Below are 17,720 nucleotides of genomic sequence, written 5' to 3'. Positions count from 1 at the left end.
CAGCGCCATCGCTCTGGCGCTGGCTCAGGCCTCCGAACGGATGCCCTTCATGATGATCACGCCGCCCAGTCGCGTGGTGTCTGCGCGCATGCGCTTGGCCAGCGTGTCGGGCGAACCGGGCTGCGCTTGCCAGCCGGTCTTCAGCAGGGCCTCGCTCACCTCGGGCGAGCTGATCACCTCGACCAGCGCAGCATTGAGCCTGGCCACCGCCGCCGGCTTCATGCTGGCGGGCGCGGCGAGCGCGGTCCAGATCTCGAGGTCGGCGCCGCGCACGTCGGCGTCGCGGATCGTCGGCAGCTCGTTGACCAGCGGGCTGCGCTCGGGCGAGGTCACGCCGATGGCCTTGAGCTTGCCCGACTTCACGTGCGGCATCGCCAAACCTGGCGGCAGCAGCGCCAGCTGGATCTCGCCCGCGAGGATGCCGGCGATCACCTGCGGGTTGCCGGTGTAGGGCTTGTGCTGCGCGGTGATGGCGGCGCGGCTCTTGAGCAGCTCCATGCCCAGATGGCCAACCGTGCCCACGCCCGGCGTGCCGTACTTGCCGCCGCTGCCCAGATTGCGCACCCACAACAGCAGGTCGGCCGCAGACTTGCCCGTGGCGCTGCCCGACACCACCAGCACCAGCGGCGCGGTGCCGATGAGGCCGATGGGCGCGAAGTCTTTTTCGGGGTCGAAACCCAGCGACGGGTTCAGCAGCTTGGCGATCGTGAGGTTGCCGTTGATCAGCGCGCCGATCGTGTGGTCGTCCGTGGCCTTGGCCACTTCGGCGGCCACGAGGTTGCCGCTGGCACCGGGCTTGTTCTCCACCGTCACCGGCTGGCGCAGGATCTTCGAGAGCGGCTCCGCGATGGCGCGCGCCGCCAGGTCGGGCGAGGCACCGGCCGGAAAGCCCACAAGGATGCGCACGGGCTTGGTCGGCCAGGCGACATCGCCGCCTGCGGCGCGCTGGGCCCATGAGGCCGGAGTGAACAGCGAGCTGGCAATGGCTGCGGCGCCGCCTTCGAGCAGGCGGCGTTTGGTGATCTTCAAGACGGACTCCAGAGGGATAGAAAAATCAGGGTAAATACGTGTACTTTGCTTACGAGACGTTACATGATGATGCTGCGGCGCACAAGTTCGGCACAACTGTGAATAGGGCCGTTCGACGGCCCCGTCAGCTTGGTATCCAGAGGTGACGGGCGCATTTACAATGCCTGCCGCATTCCCCTTCCCCTACCACGAGGTCTTGTCCGCAATGCCCAAGAGCCCCAGGCCTCGCGCCCGCTTCAGCTTCTCCCCCACCGTGCGCGCCCTGCTCCTGGCCGTTGCGGCCTGCGGCGCCGCGCTCCCCGCGCTGGCCGCGACCGAACACGAGGACGTCGACCGCCTCATGCAGTCCGGCAAGCTCGACGAAGCCATGACCAAGGCCGAGGCCTTCCTCAAGGACAAGCCGCGCGATCCGCAGATGCGCTTCCTGAAGGGCGTGATCCAGCTCGACACCGGCAAGCGCACCGAGGCCATCGCCGCCTTCACGCAGCTCACGCAAGACGCGCCCGAGCTGCCCGAGCCGTTCAACAACCTCGCCGTCATCTACGCGAGCCAGAACCAGTTCGACAAGGCCCGCAACGCCCTCGAAAGCGCCATTCGCACCAACCCCAGCTACGCCACCGCCCAGGAAAACCTCGGCGACGTGTACGCGCGGCTGGCCAGCCAGGCCTACAGCAAGGCACTGCAGCTCGACCAGAACAACACCGCGGTGCAGCCCAAGCTGGCCGTGATCCGCTCGCTCTTCACGACCACGCCGACGGCCGGCTCGAAGGGCGGCTCGACCCTCGTCGCATCGGCCACGACGACGCCCGCACCCGCTCCGGCTGCGAAACCCACCCCGGCGCCTGCGCCCACACCGGTCGCCAAGGCGCCGGCTCCCGTGCCCGCACCTGCGCCCGTTGCCAAGGCGCCCCCGCCTGCACCGGCGCCGGCACCCGCCGCCGCGCCTGTTGCACCGCCCGTCAAGGTGGCCGCAGCGCCCGCGCCGGTGGCCAAGACGCCTGAACCGGCGCCCGCCCCCGCACCGGCACCTGCCGCTGCGCCGGCTTCCACCGCCGAGATCGAATCCGTCGTGCGCGGCTGGGCCTCGGCCTGGGCCAGCCAGGACATGGACCGCTACCTCGCCGCCTACGGCAGCGACTTCTCGCCCGCCGGCGGACAAAGCCGCAAGGCCTGGGAAGAAGACCGTCGCGCCCGCATCGTCGGCAAATCCAGCATCAGCGTGAACCTCGAGAACCTCGCGATCAAGGTCGACGGACAGACCGCCACCGCCAAGTTCCGTCAGGTCTACCGCGCCGACAACCTCAACATCGCGAGCCGTAAGACGCTCGAGCTCCAACGCTCTGGCAACCAGTGGCACATTCGCAAGGAAAGCGTCGGCGGCTAGTGGCAGACATCGTCCGGCAAGGCCGGCTTCAGACCCTCCCGTTCCCGCTGCGGAGCGGGAAACTGCTCGCGGCCTTGATGGCCGCCTCTGCGCTCCTGCTGGCCACGCCCGGCGCCGCGCTCGCAGCCAACAACCACAGCAGCGGCAGCAGCAAGACAGCCAAGGCCGGCAGCGCGAAGAGCGCCAAGGCCGGCGGCAGTCGCGCGTCCGTCAAGGAAGCCCGGGCCAGCAAAGCCGGCAGCGGCGCCAGCAAGACGCAGCTGCAAGCCAAGAGCAAACGGGCGGCCGCGGCGGACAGCCAAGGCGCCGCCCGCCCGGCCCGCAAGTCCGCAAGAACAGCCGCGCCACTCCAGGAAGCCAGCGGCGCCGAGGCCCGCCTGATCGGCGTCTACGAACTGTTCGGCCGCGGCAAGAGCCGCGAGGCGCTGGCCAAGGCCCAGACCCTCGTGCGCGACCACCCGAACTTCCAGCTCGCGCAGCTCGTGTACGGCGACCTGCTCGCGGCGCAGGTGCCGCCGTCGAACGCCATGCCCGACACCGCCGGCATCGCGCGCCTGCGCGGCAACCCGGCCATGGTCGAGCTGCACGAGGAATCGCGCCGGCGCCTGCAGGCGCTGCGCGAACGGCCGCCCGCCGGCACCGTGCCCTCGCAGTTCCTTACCCTCTCGACCCGCAGCCGCTTCGCCATTGCCGTCGACGCGTCGCGCTCGCGGCTGTACCTGTTCGAGAACTCCGACAAGGGCATGAAGCTCGTCGCCGACTACTACATCTCGGTCGGCAAGTCGGGCACCGACAAGACCGTCGAAGGCGACGCGCGCACCCCGCTGGGCGTGTACTACATCACCAGCAGCCTCGACCCGCGCTCGCTCAAAGACTTCTACGGCGCCGGCGCCCTGCCCATCAACTACCCCAACCCGTACGACGTGCGGCGCGGCAAGACCGGCAGCGGCATCTGGCTGCACGGCACCCCGCCCCAGCAGTTTGCGCGGGCGCCGCTCGCCAGCGACGGCTGCGTCGTCATGGCCAACCCCGACTTGAAGCAGCTGCTGCGCAAGGTGCAGATCGGCGCCACCCCCGTCGTCACCGCGCGCAGCCTGCAATGGATTTCGCAGCCGCAGGCCGAAAAAGAAGAAAAGAAATTCGCCGAATCAATTACCGCCTGGAAAGATGCACGAGCCAGCGGCAATGAAGCGCAATTGAAGAAATTCTATTTGCCGGATTTCCAGCGCGCCAGCCGGAAGCCCGTCGATGCCAATTCGGTACTCCGCGACGAATTGACCTACGCACAAGGTAAACGAGTGCAAATCAAGGATACGTCGTACCTGCACTGGCGCGACACCGAGGACACCATGGTCGCCACCTTCGGCGAGGTGTTCGAGGGCGAGAAAAACGGCCGCACCCGCCGCCAGTACTGGCTCCGCCAGGGCGGCGAGTGGAAGCTCTTCCACGAAGAAATCCTCGGCTGAGCCCACTTCACCGGAGGGGTCTCCACCCCGAAAGCGTGACTTATTACCCAAACGAGGCCATCTCGTTGAGTGTTACAAATTGCACTCCAGGGTACCGTGCTACGTAACACGTAACGGGTGTGTTCCCGTAACGCTCAACTTCCGGACGTTCCCGCGCCCGTAACGTGTTCCCCTCGTCCATGCCAGTGTGCATGCGGTTTACAGAGGGAAACCGTCCTTTCCAGACTGTGAATAAGTGACCTTTTCTGCCCCGTCGCGGGGGAGGATTGGGGCTGGCCGCCATCCTGCTTTACCCCTCCGGGTAGCACATCCGGGACTCGATCCCATGTGTTTCTGCCCTTGATACACGGAGTTACGCTGTATAACATCCACCGTGCCAGCCTTTGTTAACACTTCCTTTCAGGAGATCACCATGCTTAGCTCTATTACTCGGTTTCTGCGCGATGAAGAGGGTGCTACTGCAATTGAATATGGACTTATTGCAGGGTTGATTGCTGCAGTTCTCGTTCTGGTACTCACCAATCTCGGCACGCAAGTCAAGAGCAAATTCAGCGCCATCCTCGTCGCACTCGGCGGAACGGCGGTTCCGTAATTCGGTTTCCAAATGATGGCATTCGCGTCAGCATGTTTGTTGTGGCTCATCGCCGTTGCCGTCTATGACTTTCGAGAACGTCGTGTCCCGAACTGGCTGGTGCTTGCCGGCGTCGTCTCGGCACTGGCTGCACTGGCGCTCGGGAGCACCCCTTTCGACAGCACTTGGCAATCCAGTTTGCTTGGCTCGGCGCTCGGTTTTGGATTTCTCCTGCTTTTCTATGTCACCGGCCTCATGGGAGCAGGCGACGTGAAATTCACCGGCGCCCTTGGACTGTGGGTCGGTCTGTCGGCCCTGGTGCCGATCTGGATCATCGCCAGTCTGATTGCGGGCGCCCATAGCGTCCTTTGGTTGACCCTCCGGCGCTGGCCGTTCTTCCCGCGACTTGCCCTGCTGCTCGCCGGCCCGTCGCGCGCACCCGAACCCGGCGCCCCGTCTCGTCGGGTTCGCATCATTCCTTACGCGGCCTACCTCGCATTGGCCGCTGCGGCGTGGATGGTTTGGGGGCGACAGAGTTAGCCATTGCGACTCTGCTTCGTCTCGCAGGCCCTTCATCTCTTTTCCGTGATCGCTTGCTCCCTTCCTTCAGTTCGCCGCCCATGATCAATATCACCAAAATCGTCGCTGCCCTCCTGGTCCTTCTGGCCATCGCGCTGGGTGGTTATGCCTGGATGCTTGGTCGGCAAGCACCGCAGAAGACTGCGGCGACGGCAGCACCCGCATCCGATCAGAGCAAGAGCCAGCAGACGCTCACCCACCCGGTTGTGGTCGCTGCCAAGCCTCTGCCCGCGGGCCTGGCCATCCCTGCGGATGCCTTGCGCGTCGAACGCCTTGCCGTGAATCCAGCCGGTGCCTTCCAGGAAGTGACAGCCGCCGCCGGTCGTGTCCCGGTTCTCGATCTTTCTGAGGGAACGCCTGTGATGGAGAACCAACTGGTTTCAGGCCTCGCCCTCCGTGTGGGCGAAGGCGAACGCGCGGTCGCGATCAAGGCCGACGAGGTCATGGGAGTCGGCAACAAAATCCAACCCGGCGATTTCGTCGACGTGTTCATCACGTTGAAGTCGGACGGCAAGGACGTGGATCGCAGCCAGGCACGCCTGCTTCTCTCTCGCAAACGTGTGCTCGCCTTCGGTTCTGCATCCGTCGATGGACTTCCCTCAAAGACGGCGGACAAGCAGCAACAGCAACAACAGGCCCAACGCACCGAGGCGGCCCGCACCGCCGTGCTTGCCGTCCCCGTGGATGACGTGAACCGCCTCACGATCGGCGACTCGACCGGTCGACTGATGCTCGCGCTGCGCAACCCGAACGACATGGGGGAACCCGACCCCAAGCTCTTCGCCGATCTCCCAACCGCATTGCAACCCGTCTCGGTCCGCCCAGGCGAGCCTCGCCGTCCGCCCCTGGAAGGTCTCGACCGCGCACAGGCGGGCCTGACCGCGGCGGACCTTGTGACTGGCGGCAAAGCCGTCGCCGGCCGCCCCGCTTTGGTTGAAGCGCGCAGCGTTTCCGCCGGCGCACGGACAACGCAGCCAAACGCTACCCGCGGGGGCCTTCAAGTCGAAGTCATTCGCGGCGACCGCAGTGAAACCATGAGTTATTGAGTGCCACGCACCTCAACCCTCACGTCCGTCATCCAGGAAAGAAGCCACATGCCCCACACGCCACGCGAACCGTCGTGCAGCCACCCAGGCGCCCCGTCGCTGCTGCGTTCGTCGCTGATCGCCTTGTGTGCACTGGCCCAGGCGGCTTGGCCGCTCACCACCAACGCCGCGGACACCCAGCCCACGCGCACACAACCTCAGCGGCCGCTGGTCCTCAATGCAGGCACGCAACAAGAGCTGCTGATAGACAAGGGCATCGAGCGGATGGCCATCGCCGACGAAACCGTTGCAGCTGTCACCGTCACGCGCAAGACGCCGAGTTCTCCCGCAGCGAGACTGATCATCACCGGCAAGGCGGCGGGGCGGACCACGCTGATGGTTTGGGAAAAGGGAAGCGCTGCCGCTACGACCTATGCCATCGAAGTACGGCGCCGCAGCTCTACGCTTGCCGGGACCATGGACAGCATGACCGCGCACCAGCAGGCTCGCGATACAGCACTGGCCGGCGCAGGCGACAAAGCGGAACTCATCGATCGCTCCGTCGTGAATGTGCGGAGCAACACCGTTCAGGTCGAAGTGAAGGTCGTGGAATTCAATCGGAGCGTCCTCAAGCAGGCAGGCCTGAACATCTTCAGCACGCGCGCCAATTCGAACGGGTTCAGCTTCGGGGTTTTCGGCCCATCGTCGCTCAGCAGTTCGGCCTTCGCACCCAACGGCTCTATAAGCGGCGAGTACGGCAATCCACTGGCACAGGCCTTCAGCCTGCTGTTCAACTTCGGCAAGGCTGGCATCGGCCTGAACGTTGGATTCCTGGAAGGCAACGGCATGGCCCGAGTACTCGCCGAACCCACGCTGGTGGCAATGTCGGGCCAGAGTGCCAGCTTCCTTGCAGGCGGAGAACTGCCCGTGCCCGCTCCGCAAGGTCTGGGCACCACGAGCATCGAATACAAGCCCTTCGGCATCGGCCTCACCGTGACGCCCACCGTGCTGTCCAACGACCGCATCGTGCTCAAAGTGGCACCGGAAGCCAGCGACCTTGACTACACCAACTCGCTCAGCATCGGTGGCGTCGCCGTGCCCGCGATCAGCACCCGGCGCGCCGACACCACGGTGGAACTGGGCGACGGAGAAAGCTTCATCATCGGCGGCCTCGTCAGCCGCACTACCACCTCGAATGTCGACAAGGTCCCGCTCCTTGGCGACCTGCCGATCCTGGGAACATTCTTCCGGCAGAACAAGTACCAGATGAGCGAGAAGGAACTGGTGATCCTGGTCACACCACATCTGGTCAAGCCGATTGCGCGCAACACAGATCTGACGCCTTACCTCCCAGGCGGCGCGGAGCAGCGTGATGGCCCCGTGTGGCGCTCGCACTTCCTAGGCGGTGCGGCCAACACGGCGGTGCCGGGCTTCTCTCGCTGATGGATGGAAGTCGTCTCAACCGCGCATCGCATAACGGCACCATGAACGCCCCACGCGACAACCTTCCGGAAACTGGCAGCGAGACCTACCTGTTCGCGTCAGCCAATGGCAGCCACATCACCTGGCTGACCGACGCCCTGAGCCCCGAAGGCTCTGTCGTTGTTCTGGGCCAGGACACGAAGACGATCGACGAACGCATCTCGTTGCTCGGTCCTGTGGCCGTGTTCATCGACTTCTCGCCCGAACAAGTCGCTGCGGCTAGCGAGCTTCATCAGCGCCTGAAGCGCGACTGGCCGACCTTGCCCGTGCTGGCCGCTGGCGTGTCTTCGCAACCTGCAGCGATGCTCGCCGCCCTTCGCGCCGGCGTGGACGACTTCATCGATATCTCGGCGGCGCCCGATGAGGCCGTGAGCACCCTGCGCGCGCTGCTCGAAAAGCGGCGCTCGCTCCCGGGCGGAATGCGCGGCAGCACGCTGGCATTGCTTGGGGCTCGTGCGGGCCTGGGCGTCACCACGTTGGCCACGAGCCTGGCTCTCACGCTGCACGATCAGCTGGCGCAAGCACCCGCACGCCCGGCGAGCCGCAGTGGGCGCCATGGCGTGGCCCTGCTCGACCTGGGCCTGCCCGCACGCGACGGCCTGCTGTACCTGAACACGCAAAGCGGCTTCAGTTTTGTGGACGGCGTGCGCAACCTGCGGCGCCTCGACCAGACCTTGCTGCACACAGCGCTCGCACATCACACCAGCGGCGTGGCCGTACTCCCGCTGCCGACGAATCTGGCGCAGGTGCGCGAGATCTCGCATGCCGATTCGGTCTCGTTGATCCGACGTCTGGCCGACTTCTTCGATTTCCAGATTGCCGATCTGGGCGGCTTCTCGACCATCGACTTCATCGCCCAGACCGTGCGTGAAGCACAGAACACCTGGGTGGTGTGCGACCAGAGCATCGGCGCCATCGTGTCGACGGCCAACATGCTCAAGGAACTTCGCGCTCGCAACGTCGAGATCGAACGGATGACACTGGTCGTGAACAAGTTCGACGCTCGCGTCGGCCTGTCGGCCAAGGACATCGCCGAACGCCTTGAACTGCCGTTGCAGCATGTGCTGCCCGACCGCAGCACCCAACTGCTCGCCGCCGGTTGCCGCGGCGAAATGCTCGTGCGCACCGCGCGCAACGATCCGTATGCGCAGGCCGTCGGCGGCCTCGCCCGCACCCTGCATCAGGAATACATGTCCGACTCCGGTCAACCGCCTGCCAAGGACCCGCGCTGGGTGGCACTGAAGGCGCAGATCACGGGGCTCTGGAAAAGAGATAACGAAGGCTGATCCATGTCCACTGATATCGAATTTGCCGACGACGACCAGGCATTCATCAACTCCCAGCAGTTCCAGGACATCAAGAGCTGGACGCACGACCACCTGCTCAGCCGCATCGAAGAGCTGGGCGCGGAATTCGGACGTTGGTCGCGTGCGTCGATCCAGCAGTTCGTCGAACTGGAGGTCGACAGCTTCGTTCGTCTGCGCCGTGTGCCGATCAACGACCGCGAGATGCAGCTCATCGCCGATGCGCTGACCAAGGAGCTGGCCGGTTTTGGCCCACTGGAAGACCTGCTCAACGACCCGGCCGTCGAAGACATCCTCATCAACGGCTACCAGAACGTCTATGTGTCGCGGCACGGCATGCTGGAGCGCGAGACCTTGCGTTTCGCGGATTCCGAGCACGTGATGCGCATCGTGCGTCGCATCCTCGCACCGCTGGGGCGCCGGCTCGACGAGTCGAATCCGATGGTCGATGCACGCTTGCCCGACGGCGGACGCATCAACGTCATCATCGAGCCGCTGGCCATCGACGGCCTGTCTGTCTCGATCCGCAAGTTCCGCAAGGAGCCCCTGACTCCCGCAGACCTGGTGAAGCTCGGCACCTTCGATGCTGGCATGGCACAACTGCTCGAGATCGCGGTGCGCGCGCGCTGCAACATCCTCGTGAGCGGCGGCACCAGCTCGGGCAAGACTTCGTTGCTCAACGCACTGGCCAGCTTCATCCCCTCGCGCGAGCGCGTGATCACCATCGAGGACACGGCTGAGCTTTCATTGGGCACCAGCCACGTGGTGCGCCTCGAGAGCCGCCCCGGTGGCTTCGACGGCACCGGCGTGGTGTCGATCCGCGATCTGCTGCGCAACAGCCTGCGCATGCGGCCGGACCGGATCATCGTCGGCGAAGTGCGCGGCGCCGAAGTCATCGAAATGCTGCAGGCCATGAACACCGGGCATGAAGGCTCGATGGGCACCATCCACGCGAGCTCGCCGCGTGAGTGCCTGTACCGCCTGGAAATGCTCTCCGGCTTTGCGGGCTATCAAGGCAGCGAGGTCAGCCTGCGCCGGCAGATTGCCAACGCCATCGACTTCATCGTGCAGATCGGCCGCCTCTCCAACGGACAACGGCGCATCATTTCGCTCAGCGAAGTCACCGGTGTGAACGACAACGTGGTGGCGATGCAGGAGCTGTATCGCTACGAACCAGTGGTGTCCCCGGACGGTGAAGAACGCGACCGCTGGGTCTCGCTCGGCATCGCACCGCATTCGCCGAAGATCACGCGCTTCCGCCAATCGATGGCGCGCGCGCAAAGCGGAGAAGGCCGTGCGTGAAGCACTGCTCATCGTGACCTGCATCGCGCTGCTGCTGGCAGCTGGCGGACTCTTGCTCTGGCAATGGGCAAGAAGCCGCCAGACCCGCCAGGCGACCGGGCGTCACCTTGAGCAGCAAATTCTGGCGAGCAGCGCCGATGCGGTGCCGTCCGTTGCGAATGTGCCGATGCCGTTGCGCGTTGCGCCGTCGGAGAGCTTCATTCCTGGCATCACTTCGGACCCTTGGCTCAACACCGAGGCAACCACCGGCACGCCTGCCCGCAAGGGCTTGATGGAAGCGATCTTGCCCGAGTGGCTGCTTGGCGCTGTTTCGCCCAAGGTCGCCACACTCGCCGTGGTCGGCATCGTCGTGCTGTGCCTTTTGACCGGACTCCTCGGCGGTGGAATCGCCGCGGCGGGCGTGTTGCTCCTGCTCGTCCTGGTTTCGATCTTCGCTGTATGGCTCCGACTTCAGAAAGTTCGCCGTCAGTTGATCAGCCAGCTCCCCGGATACATCGACGCGATGGTGCGCCTGATCACCATCGGCAACTCCACGCAAGCAGCGTTTCAACTCGCGATTGCCACGACGCAGGAGCCTCTGCGTGGGCACATGGACCGGTCCTCAGCCTTGGTCCGTGCGGGAGTGGATCTCGACCGTGCGGTGCACCAGACAGCGACCAATGTGCGTGTGGAAGAAATGTTCCTTCTGGCGTCCATCCTGGGACTCGGCGTGCGCTACGGTGGTCGTGCCGACCTGCTGCTTGAACGGGTTGCCAACTTCATGCGCGACCGCGAGCAGGCGGAACATGAACTGATCGCGATGTCTTCCGAAACGCGGCTGTCCGCCTGGATCCTGGGCCTTCTTCCCCTGGGCGTGGCCTCCGTCCTGATCCTGACCAACCCCGGATTCCTCGTGAGCATGTGGAACGACGAAACCGGACGGATATTGATCTTCTCATCGATCGGCCTGCAACTGCTGGGCGCCTTCCTCCTGTATCGACTGGCGAAACTGGCATGAGCTTCACCCCCAATCAGCTGGCCACCATCAGCCTCGTGCTCCTTGCACTGGGCTTGATGATCGCGGCCGGTGCGCTGATCGCGATGGAACTTCGCCGCAGCCGGAGTGGCCAGGTAATCGGCCGCGCGCTCCGCCGAGACACGACCACTCAAATCAATCTCACGACCCCTCTGGAGGCCGATGCGGAACTCGGTGCACCATTGCACGCCGACATTGAGCTTCCCTTTCATTGGCTCGATTCACGGATCGGGCGGGCCCTCGTCGCCGATGAAGACCGCCGACTGATCGACCAGTGCGGATTTGCGTCCAAGCGAGCGCAATTGATCTTCCTGGTCACACGCCTTTTGCTTGCGTTTCTTTTGCCAGTGGTCATCTACGTCGTCTGCCAGATCTACTTGGCGGAACGCTCCATTTTCGTGGCCCTTGTTGCCGCGTTCGTGATCGGATTCATGACACCGAAATGGGTACTCAGGCGCATCGCCACCGGCCGGCGCGAGCGGATTGCACGTGAACTCCCGCTCTTTATCGACCTGTTGAAGCTCCTGCAAGGCGTGGGCCTCAGCCTCGACCAGAGTCTTCAGATCATGGCCGACGATTTCTCGCACGTTTTGCGTGTGCTCGGCTACGAACTGACGCTGGCCAACCGGCAATACAGCCAAGGACGAACACGCGAGCATTCGCTTCATCGCCTTGCCACCCTTCATGGCAGCGAGGATCTGCGTGGTCTGGTCTCACTGCTTGTTCAGGTGGATCGCCATGGCGGTGCGGTGCAAGAGCCTCTGCGCATCTTCGGCGAGCGGCTGCGCGAGCGGCGTCAGTCGGAGATGAAGGCGCGCATCGGGAAGATCACCGTGAAGATGACCGCGGTCATGGTGGTCACGCTGCTGCCAGCGCTCGTCATCGTGACCGCGGGTCCCGGCTTTATCGCCATCTTCCGCGCGTTGGGAGCGACTTCACAATGAACATCCATCTCTTGGGGAACAGGCTGCTGCGCGCGCAAGGTCGCATCGCGGCACACACGGGGTCGTGCTTGATGGCATTAGCGATCGTTGGCTGCGCCACCCCAAAGGACCAATATGCGGCGAGCGCCGATGCCCAGCAACGCATGGCAGCAGAAGCCGCTGCGGATACCAAAGCGGGCACCTCCGTCGACACGAAGGAAACCTATCTCAAGCTCGTTGACCAGATGCAGCGCGAAAACCTGTGGTTCGCCTCGCTGGCGCACATCGATGCCCTCGAGCAGCGTTGGGGAGTCTCACCTGAATCCACGCGCCTGCGCGCCGACGCCTTGCGGCAAACAGGGCAAGCCGCCCAAAGCGAAACGGCCTACAAACGCCTGATGGGCACGCCCCTCGAAGGTGCCGGCTATCGCGGGCTGGGGCTTCTGGCTGGCGGACGTGGCAACTACCCTGAGGCCGTGCAGCTTCTGAAACAAGCTCAGCGCCGTGCGCCAACGGATGCGCTGCTGCTGAGTGATCTGGGCTACGCACAGCTGCGTGCGGGCTCGACCGAAGAAGCCCGGTTGCCGCTGATGCAGGCACTGCAGCTCCGCCCGGACAGTACACAAGCCCAGGCCAATCTCGCGCTGTACCTCGAACTCACGAATCAGCAAGAGCAAGCGGCGGCCATGATGGATGCGAATCGGATGTCTCCCGCTGCGCGTTCGGAGATCAGAGAGGCCGCTCGGCAGCTCCGTGCAGGAGGCTCCACGACGCCTGCAGTGTTCAGTTCCGAAGCGCCCGTGCACGACGAAGCCGCCGCTCCACTCGCACTCAAGGCGTCGCGCTGGTCCACCCTGACCGGTGTGCGCACCGCCATTCAGTCGAATCCCGCTGCAACAAGCGCCGCCTCGACACCTTTGATGCCGACAACGACGCCACGAGGTACACCATGAAAAAAGAACGCAACACCACTTTTCGCACCCTGCCGCTGTGCGGTTGGGTCATTGCCCTTCTTGCCTCTTCGTCGATGGCCATGGCGCAAAGCGCGACGGCGCCAGAACCTGCCGCTGTTTCCACAGCCGGAGCCACTCAAGCCACGGCCCAGACCTCGCCATCTCCGAACGACGCTACAGACGCCGAAGCAATTGGCGATGCACCGCTGCAAGTGGGCGATGCCACCCAAGGCTTGCTTGCCTGGCAGCGCAGTGGTGACATCGCATCCAAAACGACGCGCCCGATTGCAGGCAACGTCGCGCACCGAAGCTATGAACGCTATTTGAAGAGCTTCGAGTTTCCGATTCCAGAGCGGATGAGTTCGACGGTGAAGACTTCCTCTGGAGGCGGCGGTAGCGGCAGCGGCAAGTAGGCCGTCACGCTGCCTGCCTCATTCAGCCTTCGCAGTACGCCCCATGAAAGCGACCCGAACTCTCTCCACACCGCGCCAACAGCGCGGCGTGTATGCGATCGAGTTCGCGATGGTGTTCATGATCTTTTTCAGCATTCTTTATGCGGTCATCTGCTACGGCATGCTGTTTGCATTTCGACTTGGGTTGCAGAACGCTGCGGAAGATGGGGCGCGAGCGGCGCTGCAGTATCAGAGCAGCGTGGAGAAACGTCGAACACATGCAAAAGAAACAGCGACCGCACAAATCGGCTGGATGCCGTCTGTGGTCACAGTGAATGTGTCGGCACAAATTTGTTCGGCGAAAGAGGATAAATGCACGACCGCCGCGCCTTATGTGTGCGGAATCACGTGGAGTCACCGCTGTCAGGTCACCGTCCTTGTTCAAGCAAGCAATTTGAATTTGCTTTTGCCTCCACTGCCTAGTTTCGCGCTACCCGCCCAGATCGCTGGCAGCGCCAGCATGCTGCTTGACATGAGGTCCGAGCCATGAGGGCGGTCTTGTACCGAACGCGTCATGCACGACGCAAGCAGCGTGGTGTCGCAGCTATCGAGTTCGCTCTTGTCTTCATGCTGCTATTTCTCGTGATGTACGCGCTAGCGACTTTCGGTGCGGCGCTCTATATCCAGCAAGCCGTTTCGCGCGCTGCCGAAGACGGCGCCCGTGCAGCAGGACTCTTGCCCCACCCTCCAGATGCGGTCAGTGTCAAGGAGGCGGTCGTCGAGTCTTTGGCTCGCTCGCTCGTCGTTCCCACTTCGGCGAACGCAGACACGGCCAGCCGGAAGAGCTGGATCGCTGGCCACGTCACCATCGAGCCTTGTACGGCTGCAGCAGGTGCGACCAGTTGTGTGGTGACCATTACCTACCCCTACACGGGTGACGCCCGCATCCTTCCCTCGATGCCGCTGCTAGATGCCAGCGATTGGATCGAGCAACTGAGAAGCAGCGCCACCACGGCGCTCCGGACATCGTGAGAGCCCAACAGAAATGACCACAGGACTCACCCGTGCCACCAGTGGCGTGCGCAACCAGCAACGTCATCGAGGTTCGATCCTGATCAACATGGCCATCGCGGTGAGCCTGATCGTCATTACGCTCATCGGAACCGAGTTGGGCTATCTCTTTTTCGTGAAGAGAGAAATACAAAAGGCAGCCGACTTGGCGGCGCTCGCTGGCGCCCAGAAAATATCGAGTGCAGATGGATGCGCAGATGCGAAGACTGCGGCCAAGCTCAGCGCCAACGGAGTAAGCACCACCGACCCAAACAGAAATCTTCCCTCGATGTTCTCTTTGGTCGATGCAGATATCGAATGTGGTCGATGGTCTCCCGACAACAAAGATACCGTCGATCATTTCAAGATCGCGACAACCAGTCTTAACGCCATTCGCGTCACGCTCAGCAGAGCTCCGATTGCTCTCCTGCCTTTTTTTGAAGCAGACAGAACGATCCAGAGCAAAGCGATAGCTGTGAACGACCCAATTGCTGGGTTCTCTCTTGGGACTGGCGTTGCCAGCCTCAACGAAGGGGTTCTCAATCAACTCTTGAGTGCCTTACTTGGCACCAAAAATCAAATAGCCCTCGATCTGGTGAGCTACAAAGGCTTGGCGACAGGTTCAATTCGGCTTCTCGATTTGATTTCTGTCATGCCTAACATCGGCACCGTCAAGGAACTCTTGGATACGCGCATCCAACTGAAGGATTTCATGCTGCTCATGGTCAAGGCGCTTGGCACAACCAATGCCGCTGCAGTAGAAGCTCTCAACGGAATTATTTTGGCGCAAGTGCGATCAGCAGAAATCAAAGTTGGCGACTTGATCAAAGTGACGACCCCCTCTCTTGAAGGAGCGGCGGACGCGAGCGTCAATGTTCTGGAACTATTGATGGTCACGGCACAGATAGCCAACGGAACGAATGCGGCCAAACTTGACACGGGGATCGATCTCGGCGCGCTCGCGAAGGTAGATCTGCAACTGGTTGTCGTCGAACCACCGTCCATCGCGATAGGACAAGCGGGCAAAGACAGCAACGGGAAATGGAAAACCCAGGCGCATTCTGCAGCTATCAGATTGTTTCTCGATGCAAGAATTCTCGACACGAGCAAGATCCCTCTTGTCGGCCTCCTTACAGACATTAAATTGATCCACCTTCCCCTGTATGTCGAAGTGGCCCCTGGTCAAGCTTGGTTGACCGACATTCAATGCAATATCCCTCGCAAAGACTCACAGGTCACCATCGCTTCTCAACCTGGTGTCGTCAGTGTCTGCATTGCGGACGAAATGGACACTCAGATGACCAACTTAGAGACTCCCCCTAATTGCTCAGCGCCTGCGACGATTAGTAAGGTTTCAGTCCTAACCATCCCTATTCTTGAGGTTAAGGCAACCGTTCCTCTTCCAGCCACGGTACCGCTTCAGAGCTCTGCGTCAATGCACTTTGACGGAGTCATCGGCAATGCAGACGACATCCAGCGCAGTACCTCCAATGGAGTGGGGTCCGTGCTTTCAACCGCCGTAGGGGGATTGACGAGCGGCCTAAGTCTGAAGGCTTGCCTCCTCTCCATTTTCTGCTTGCCTACAACCGAACTAAAAAGTTTGCTCAACACGCTCAACACCGCTGTGATCACGCCGCTTCTCGGGCTTCTCGACCTCGTCATTCAACCGTTGCTTGGCCTGCTTGGCGTGCAGTTGGGCTACAGCGATGTCCATCACCAATCTCTCACATGCGGTGACTCGAAGCTTGTTTACTAGCGATTTTTCTTCTTGCGCTTCCTCGATACATGACCGCCCCTAGCTTCGACGAACTCGACCTCTTTGTCTGGGAAGGCAAAGCCGACATCCTCGACCGCATTGCGCGGTGCATGGCGAGCTTCGACGTGGAAGTCATCCGGGCCGATGGCCTGCCGCCGCCTTCGCAGGACCGTGGTGTCGCGCTGCGCCCTTCCGTCGCGATCATCAGCGTCACTGTCATCGATGGCGGCGGGTTGCCGCACGCGACCGAGCTGCTGCAAGGCATGCCGGTGATCTGGGTCGCTGCGGCATCGCGCGAGCGCGATTCGCGCACGTATCCGCCTGAGTACCTGCACGTTCTGCCCTACGACTTCACCTGCGCCGAGCTGCGCACGATGGTGGCCAAGCTGGTTCGGCAGCTGCGCGCGCGCGATGTCGCGCCGCAGGCACCCGACATGCTGGTGGCGCATTCCGATGCGATGAAAGGGCTGCTCGCCGAAGTGGGCGCCTTTGCGGACTGCAACCACCCGGTGCTGGTGCGCGGCGAGACCGGGGTCGGCAAGGAGCGCATAGCGCAGCAGCTTCACATCGGGCACCAGCAGTACGGCAAGGGCGCGTTCGTGGCGGTGAACTGCGGCGCGATTCCCGATGGGCTGTTCGAGTCGCTGTTCTTCGGCCATACCAAGGGCTCGTTCACCGGCGCCGTGCATGCGCACCGCGGGTACTTCGAGCAAGCGACGGGGGGCACGTTGTTCCTCGATGAGATCGGTGACTTGCCGCGCTACCAGCAGGTGAAGTTGCTGCGCGTGCTCGAAGACAGTGCGGTCACGCGGCTGGGGGCGACGTCGCCGATTCGCGTCGACTTCCGGCTCGTGGCGGCGACGAATCGCAACCTGCGCGAGATGGTGGCGAGTGGCGAGTTTCGTGCCGATCTGTTCTACCGGCTTGCGGTCATCGAGCTGCATGTGCCGAGCCTCGAAGAGCGTGGCGAGATCGACAAGATCGCGATCTTCAAGGCGCTGCTGACGAACGTGTTGGGCGACGAGCTCGAAGCCTTGGGCGAGACGCCGCACTGGCTCAGCGATGCGGTGGCCGAAACCTACTTTCCGGGCAACGTGCGGCAGTTGCGCAATCTTGCGGAGCGCGTGGGCGTGATCGCGCGGCAGTTGCACGCCTGGGACCAGAACCTGATCCAGCGCGCGATCGCACTCACGCGCGGCACGCCGGCACCGGCTGCGCTGGTCACCGACCGCAACGGCAACGGTGTGGCACTCGATGCAAACGGTGATCGCAAGGGCTGGAACAGCGGCGAGCGCAACCGCATCATCGCGGCGCTCGAGATCAACGACTGGAAGCGCCAGGACACGGCGCAGCATCTCGGCATCAGCCGCAAGGTGCTGTGGGAAAAGATGCGCAAGTACCAGATCCTCGACGGCGAACCCGGCATTCCCGAAGAGACCTGATTGGCTCGCCCTCGAGCTGCGCGGCACTTCGTGTCCGCTTCTTCTTT

General features: G+C 63.1%; 17 protein-coding genes. 16 read left to right on the top strand and 1 reads right to left on the bottom strand.

Annotation, left to right across the window (positions count from 1 at the left end):
* Positions 1 to 24: 24 nt before the first annotated feature.
* Positions 25 to 1,029 (bottom strand): Bug family tripartite tricarboxylate transporter substrate binding protein, encoded by a 1,005-nt coding sequence (locus CY658_RS02195; protein ID WP_101488664.1) that lies wholly within the window; start codon positions 1,027 to 1,029, stop codon positions 25 to 27.
* A 205-nt stretch (positions 1,030 to 1,234) separates the two neighbouring features.
* Between CY658_RS02195 and CY658_RS02190 the strand changes: the two genes are divergently transcribed.
* From CY658_RS02190 to CY658_RS02115, 16 genes are all read left to right on the top strand, one after another.
* A complete protein-coding gene (locus CY658_RS02190; RefSeq protein ID WP_101488663.1) occupies positions 1,235 to 2,413 on the top strand; it encodes a nuclear transport factor 2 family protein in 1,179 nt (392 codons plus the stop codon).
* Positions 2,414 to 2,490: 77 nt separating this feature from the next.
* Positions 2,491 to 3,879, top strand: a complete 1,389-nt coding sequence (locus CY658_RS02185; protein ID WP_257884629.1) for a L,D-transpeptidase family protein — start codon at positions 2,491 to 2,493, stop codon at positions 3,877 to 3,879.
* Positions 3,880 to 4,291: 412 nt separating this feature from the next.
* Positions 4,292 to 4,471, top strand: coding sequence for a Flp family type IVb pilin (locus tag CY658_RS02180; RefSeq protein WP_101488661.1), 180 nt, complete (start codon positions 4,292 to 4,294; stop codon positions 4,469 to 4,471).
* 12 nt (positions 4,472 to 4,483) lie between these two features.
* Complete coding sequence (locus tag CY658_RS02175; RefSeq protein ID WP_257884628.1) at positions 4,484 to 4,990, top strand: A24 family peptidase; 507 nt, start codon at positions 4,484 to 4,486, stop codon at positions 4,988 to 4,990.
* Between the two features lie 80 nt (positions 4,991 to 5,070).
* Complete coding sequence (cpaB, locus tag CY658_RS02170) at positions 5,071 to 6,075, top strand: Flp pilus assembly protein CpaB (RefSeq protein WP_101488660.1); 1,005 nt, start codon at positions 5,071 to 5,073, stop codon at positions 6,073 to 6,075.
* Positions 6,076 to 6,123: 48 nt separating this feature from the next.
* Positions 6,124 to 7,497 carry a type II and III secretion system protein family protein gene (locus CY658_RS02165; protein ID WP_101488659.1) on the top strand — a complete coding sequence of 458 codons (1,374 nt, stop codon included), beginning with the start codon at positions 6,124 to 6,126 and terminating at the stop codon, positions 7,495 to 7,497.
* 41 nt (positions 7,498 to 7,538) lie between these two features.
* Positions 7,539 to 8,822, top strand: a complete 1,284-nt coding sequence (locus CY658_RS02160) for an AAA family ATPase (RefSeq protein WP_101488658.1) — start codon at positions 7,539 to 7,541, stop codon at positions 8,820 to 8,822.
* Positions 8,823 to 8,825: 3 nt separating this feature from the next.
* The gene (locus CY658_RS02155) at positions 8,826 to 10,142 is read left to right on the top strand and encodes a CpaF family protein (RefSeq protein ID WP_101488657.1); all 1,317 of its coding nucleotides are present in this window, start codon (positions 8,826 to 8,828) and stop codon (positions 10,140 to 10,142) included.
* Positions 10,135 to 11,139: a type II secretion system F family protein gene (locus CY658_RS02150; protein ID WP_180838835.1), complete on the top strand. Its 1,005-nt coding sequence runs from the start codon at positions 10,135 to 10,137 to the stop codon at positions 11,137 to 11,139. Before CY658_RS02155 ends, CY658_RS02150 begins: the two co-directional genes overlap by 8 nt.
* Positions 11,136 to 12,101 (top strand): type II secretion system F family protein, encoded by a 966-nt coding sequence (locus tag CY658_RS02145; protein ID WP_101488656.1) that lies wholly within the window; start codon positions 11,136 to 11,138, stop codon positions 12,099 to 12,101. The genes CY658_RS02150 and CY658_RS02145 overlap by 4 nt, the downstream gene beginning before the upstream one ends.
* Positions 12,098 to 13,033, top strand: a complete 936-nt coding sequence (locus CY658_RS02140; protein WP_257884627.1) for a hypothetical protein — start codon at positions 12,098 to 12,100, stop codon at positions 13,031 to 13,033. The genes CY658_RS02145 and CY658_RS02140 overlap by 4 nt, the downstream gene beginning before the upstream one ends.
* Positions 13,030 to 13,446, top strand: coding sequence for a DUF3613 domain-containing protein (locus CY658_RS32930; RefSeq protein ID WP_257884626.1), 417 nt, complete (start codon positions 13,030 to 13,032; stop codon positions 13,444 to 13,446). The genes CY658_RS02140 and CY658_RS32930 overlap by 4 nt, the downstream gene beginning before the upstream one ends.
* A 43-nt stretch (positions 13,447 to 13,489) precedes the next feature.
* Entirely contained in the window at positions 13,490 to 13,975 is a 486-nt protein-coding gene (locus CY658_RS02130; protein ID WP_101488655.1) for a TadE/TadG family type IV pilus assembly protein, read from the top strand.
* Positions 13,976 to 13,983: 8 nt separating this feature from the next.
* Positions 13,984 to 14,457 (top strand): TadE/TadG family type IV pilus assembly protein, encoded by a 474-nt coding sequence (locus tag CY658_RS02125; RefSeq protein ID WP_257884625.1) that lies wholly within the window; start codon positions 13,984 to 13,986, stop codon positions 14,455 to 14,457.
* 13 nt (positions 14,458 to 14,470) lie between these two features.
* Complete coding sequence (locus tag CY658_RS02120) at positions 14,471 to 16,231, top strand: TadG family pilus assembly protein (RefSeq protein ID WP_101488653.1); 1,761 nt, start codon at positions 14,471 to 14,473, stop codon at positions 16,229 to 16,231.
* Between the two features lie 29 nt (positions 16,232 to 16,260).
* Positions 16,261 to 17,673: a sigma 54-interacting transcriptional regulator gene (locus CY658_RS02115; RefSeq protein WP_101488652.1), complete on the top strand. Its 1,413-nt coding sequence runs from the start codon at positions 16,261 to 16,263 to the stop codon at positions 17,671 to 17,673.
* Positions 17,674 to 17,720 lie beyond the last annotated feature (47 nt).

It is taken from the genome of Variovorax sp. RO1 (assembly GCF_002849325.1).
GTDB lineage: Bacteria > Pseudomonadota > Gammaproteobacteria > Burkholderiales > Burkholderiaceae_C > Variovorax.
This window is presented reverse-complemented; position numbering and strand designations above follow the sequence as displayed.

Coding starts and splice junctions, on each gene's coding strand:
- CY658_RS02190 (WP_101488663.1), top strand. CDS start 1,235: ATGCCCAAGAGCCCCAGGCCTCGCGCCCGCTTCAGCTTCTCCCCCACC.
- CY658_RS02185 (WP_257884629.1), top strand. CDS start 2,491: ATGGCCGCCTCTGCGCTCCTGCTGGCCACGCCCGGCGCCGCGCTCGCA.
- CY658_RS02180 (WP_101488661.1), top strand. CDS start 4,292: ATGCTTAGCTCTATTACTCGGTTTCTGCGCGATGAAGAGGGTGCTACT.
- CY658_RS02175 (WP_257884628.1), top strand. CDS start 4,484: ATGATGGCATTCGCGTCAGCATGTTTGTTGTGGCTCATCGCCGTTGCC.
- cpaB (WP_101488660.1), top strand. CDS start 5,071: ATGATCAATATCACCAAAATCGTCGCTGCCCTCCTGGTCCTTCTGGCC.
- CY658_RS02165 (WP_101488659.1), top strand. CDS start 6,124: ATGCCCCACACGCCACGCGAACCGTCGTGCAGCCACCCAGGCGCCCCG.
- CY658_RS02160 (WP_101488658.1), top strand. CDS start 7,539: ATGAACGCCCCACGCGACAACCTTCCGGAAACTGGCAGCGAGACCTAC.
- CY658_RS02155 (WP_101488657.1), top strand. CDS start 8,826: ATGTCCACTGATATCGAATTTGCCGACGACGACCAGGCATTCATCAAC.
- CY658_RS02145 (WP_101488656.1), top strand. CDS start 11,136: ATGAGCTTCACCCCCAATCAGCTGGCCACCATCAGCCTCGTGCTCCTT.
- CY658_RS02140 (WP_257884627.1), top strand. CDS start 12,098: ATGAACATCCATCTCTTGGGGAACAGGCTGCTGCGCGCGCAAGGTCGC.
- CY658_RS32930 (WP_257884626.1), top strand. CDS start 13,030: ATGAAAAAAGAACGCAACACCACTTTTCGCACCCTGCCGCTGTGCGGT.
- CY658_RS02130 (WP_101488655.1), top strand. CDS start 13,490: ATGAAAGCGACCCGAACTCTCTCCACACCGCGCCAACAGCGCGGCGTG.
- CY658_RS02120 (WP_101488653.1), top strand. CDS start 14,471: ATGACCACAGGACTCACCCGTGCCACCAGTGGCGTGCGCAACCAGCAA.
- CY658_RS02115 (WP_101488652.1), top strand. CDS start 16,261: ATGACCGCCCCTAGCTTCGACGAACTCGACCTCTTTGTCTGGGAAGGC.